This window comes from Pseudomonas sp. PS01299 (assembly GCF_029960145.1).
Lineage (GTDB): Bacteria > Pseudomonadota > Gammaproteobacteria > Pseudomonadales > Pseudomonadaceae > Aquipseudomonas > Aquipseudomonas putida_A.
The window spans coordinates 1-3,066 of record NZ_JASCPO010000397.1 but is presented as its reverse complement, the minus strand read 5'-3'; the positions used below and the strand labels follow the sequence as shown (position 1 = coordinate 3,066).

The 3,066-nt window shown below is 60.3% G+C and carries 3 protein-coding genes; 1 reads left to right on the top strand and 2 read right to left on the bottom strand.

Going from position 1 to position 3,066, the window contains the following annotated elements; translation table 11 throughout:
- Positions 1 to 85: 85 nt before the first annotated feature.
- Complete coding sequence (locus QMX91_RS30210) at positions 86 to 484, bottom strand: MerR family DNA-binding transcriptional regulator (RefSeq protein ID WP_098968123.1); 399 nt, start codon at positions 482 to 484, stop codon at positions 86 to 88.
- 178 nt (positions 485 to 662) lie between these two features.
- Positions 663 to 1,592, bottom strand: coding sequence for a LysR family transcriptional regulator (locus QMX91_RS30205; protein ID WP_027614626.1), 930 nt, complete (start codon positions 1,590 to 1,592; stop codon positions 663 to 665).
- 157 nt (positions 1,593 to 1,749) lie between these two features.
- On the opposite strand from QMX91_RS30205, the gene QMX91_RS30200 reads away from it, so the two are divergent.
- Positions 1,750 to 2,979, top strand: a complete 1,230-nt coding sequence (locus tag QMX91_RS30200; RefSeq protein ID WP_223008082.1) for an acyl-CoA dehydrogenase — start codon at positions 1,750 to 1,752, stop codon at positions 2,977 to 2,979.
- Positions 2,980 to 3,066: the final 87 nt, after the last annotated feature.

Sequence of the window (3,066 nt, the reverse complement as noted above, 5' to 3'; positions counted from 1 at the left end):
ATAGCGGTGAGTCAGTTAATATTTGCTCGACTGACACACCGCTATCGCGAGCAGGCTCACTCCTACAAGGGATTTGTGTTGTTTACTAGCTCGCCTGCTGGCCCTTGAGCGTCTGCTCCAACGCCTGCACGCAGCGCTCTTCAGCGGTGTCGAGTTCCAGCTTCATCTGTTCGATGTCGAGCAACTGCTGCTCAAGCTGTTCGCGGCGTTCGCTGATTTTCGCCAGCATGCTGTTGAGCTGTTTGGTGTTACCGCTGGACGGGTCATAGAGCTCGATCAGCTCACGGCATTCAGCCAGGGAGAAACCGATGCGCTTGCCACGCAGGATCAGCTTCAGGCTGACCTTGTCACGGGGTGAGTAGATGCGTTCCTGGCCACGGCGCTCAGGGCTGAGCAGGCCTTGTTCTTCATAAAAGCGGATCGCCCGGGTGGTGATGTCCAGCTCGCGGGCGAGGTCGGAAATGCTGTAGGTCTGGCTGCTCATGAAAGCGCTCGGAAAAAGGTCTTGGCGCTAAGCTAATGGCGAGTTGACGTTTACGTCAAGAAGGATGATCTGCGGTGTTCTTGTGGGCCTCATCGCGAGCAGGCTCACTCCTACAATTGAAACGCGGTCGTATGTAGGAGTGAGCCTGCTCGCGATGCCAGCGACTCGGTGCAAAGACTTACACCTTGTCCAGCTTCTTCTCCTGCGCTGCCACCTGCTGGCACAACTCGATGATCTGCTCGCGCATCCAGCGATTTGCTGGGTCCTGGTCGGTGCTTTCATGCCAGTACAGGTGAGTCTCCAGCGGCGGCACGTCGTTGACTGGCAGGTTGAACGCATGCAGGTCATTACGCCGGGCAAAGCGCTCGGGTACCGTCATCACCATGTCGGTCTGCTGCATGACCTGCGACGCCATCAGATAATGCTGCGAGCGCAGGGCGATCTTGCGCTGAATGCCCATTTTGCCTAGCGCCAGATCGACGTAGCCCAGACCACTGCGGCGGCTGGAAATGTGGATGTGGGTCAGCGACAGATAGTCATCCAGCGACAGTTTCTCCTTGCCCGCCAGCGGATGGCCCTTGCGCATCGCACAGACGTAACGGTCCTCCATCAGCTTGACGTGGCGCACCTGCGGGTCGGTGTTGAGCGGTGCATCCACGGCGAAATCCAGACGTCCGGCGGCCAGTTCCTTGGTGGTCTCGCGGCGTTTGGACAGAAAGCTCTCGATGATCACCGTCGGCGCCAGACGCCGCAAACGCTGGAACAGCGGCGGCAGAATCACTGCCTCAGTGAGGTCGGTCATGCTGATGCGATAAGTCTTCACCGCTTGGGCCGGGTTGAAAATCCGGCTCTCCTGCACCGACACCCGCAGCAACGACAGCGCGTTGCGCACCGGGCCGATGATGTTCTGTGCCATCGGCGTCGGCACCATGCCCTGGGCGGTGCGCACGAACAGCGGATCGTTGAAGGTCTCGCGCAACCGCGCCAGCGCGTTGGACACCGCCGGCTGGGTAATCCCGACAATCTGCCCGGCGCGGGTCAGGTTGGCTTCGGTGTAAATCGCGTCGAAGACGATGAAAAGGTTGAGGTCGACCTTACTCAGATTCATAACGCGGTTTCTCTTGTTCTAGGGGCTGACGATCAGCGGATCATATATCGGTGATGAATGTTTATACACACCGAGAATAGGCTAGGTAAATTATCAGCGCTGTTCTAGCATCGATTGCATGATCTGAACAACCTCTGCCCATAGAAGGTAATTGCTCATGGATTTCGCTTATTCGCCCAAGGTGCAAGAACTGCGTGAGCGCGTGACCGCGTTCATGGACACTTACGTTTACCCGGCCGAAGCCGTGTTCGAACGCCAGGTTGCCGAGGGTGATCGCTGGCAGCCGACCGCGATCATGGAAGAGCTCAAGGCCAAGGCCAAGGCCGAAGGTCTGTGGAATCTGTTCCTGCCTGAGTCGGAACTCGGCGCCGGCCTGACCAACCTCGAATACGCACCGCTGGCGGAAATCATGGGCCGTTCGCTGTTGGGGCCGGAGCCGTTCAACTGCTCGGCGCCGGACACCGGCAACATGGAAGTGCTGGTGCGCTACGCCAATGAAGAACAGAAACAGCGCTGGCTCGAACCGCTGCTGCGCGGCGAGATCCGCTCGGCGTTTGCCATGACCGAGCCGGACGTGGCCTCGTCCGACGCCACCAACATGGCCGCCCGCGCCGTGCGTGATGGCGATGAATGGGTGATCAACGGCAAGAAATGGTGGACTTCCGGCGCCTGCGATCCGCGCTGCAAGATTCTGATCTTCATGGGCCTGAGCAACCCTGACGCACCGCGCCATGCGCAGCACTCGATGATCCTCGTGCCGGTCGACACCCCCGGGGTGAAAATCGTCCGCCCGCTGCCGGTGTTCGGCTACGACGATGCACCGCACGGCCACGCCGAAGTGCTGTTCGACAACGTGCGCGTGCCGTACGAAAACGTCCTGCTTGGTGAGGGAAGAGGCTTCGAGATCGCTCAGGGGCGCCTCGGCCCAGGACGGATTCACCACTGCATGCGCTCGATCGGCATGGCTGAACGCGCACTGGAATTGATGTGCAAGCGTTCGGTGAGCCGCACCGCGTTCGGCAAACCGCTGGCACGTCTGGGCGGTAACGTCGACAAGATCGCCGACTCGCGGATGGAAATCGACATGGCGCGCCTGCTGACCCTGAAAGCGGCGTACATGATGGACACCGTCGGCAACAAAGTGGCGAAGAGCGAGATCGCGCAGATCAAGGTCGTCGCGCCGAACGTGGCGCTGCGGGTGATCGACCGGGCGATCCAGATCCACGGCGGGGCCGGGGTCTCGAATGATTTCCCGTTGGCCTACATGTACGCCATGCAGCGCACCCTGCGCCTGGCCGACGGCCCGGACGAAGTGCACCGCGCGGCGATCGGCAAGTTCGAGATCGGCAAGTACGTGCCGAAGGAAATGTTGCGCAGCAGTCATTAAGACCGCGTCGCCGGCTTCGCGAGCAAGCCCGCTCCCACATTCGACCGCATCCCGACTGGAAGAATGCGATCAAAAGTGGGAGCGGGC

Bases quoted from the DNA above. Each gene is read 5' to 3' on its own strand.
- QMX91_RS30210 (WP_098968123.1), bottom strand. From the start codon at position 484: ATGAGCAGCCAGACCTACAGCATTTCCGACCTCGCCCGCGAGCTGGAC.
- QMX91_RS30205 (WP_027614626.1), bottom strand. From the start codon at position 1,592: ATGAATCTGAGTAAGGTCGACCTCAACCTTTTCATCGTCTTCGACGCG.
- QMX91_RS30200 (WP_223008082.1), top strand. From the start codon at position 1,750: ATGGATTTCGCTTATTCGCCCAAGGTGCAAGAACTGCGTGAGCGCGTG.